Annotated in this window: 1 protein-coding gene; it reads right to left on the reverse strand. The window is 57.3% G+C overall.

Annotated features, from left to right (window positions below; genetic code table 11):
• Positions 1 to 217: DUF6124 family protein (locus KW849_RS31165; RefSeq protein WP_218433912.1), on the reverse strand; the 217-nt coding region annotated here is incomplete at its 3' end.
• Positions 218 to 255: the final 38 nt, after the last annotated feature.

The raw sequence follows: 255 nt of genomic DNA on the forward strand, positions 1-255 counted from the left end.
TCCCCTCGGTACGGTCCGCCAGATCCATCGTCATGACATTGGCCGAGGCCAGTGACTCGCAGGCGTGAGCCAACAGGGTCTCGGTATCGAGTTGCGGATTGACGATGAACATGCTGCAGAGTTTGCGTGGAGTGGCCTGGATGTCGGCGGCTGAGGGGATGCGTTCGGAAGGTATTGCCGGATCATTGTTCGGCGGATTCGGTGTGGGTTTGATCATAAGTACTTCCCTTTATTAGTAGGGCCGCACCATCTCGC

The sequence above is a fragment of the Pseudomonas sp. PDM26 genome, from assembly GCF_019219185.1.
Classification (GTDB): Bacteria; Pseudomonadota; Gammaproteobacteria; order Pseudomonadales; family Pseudomonadaceae; genus Aquipseudomonas.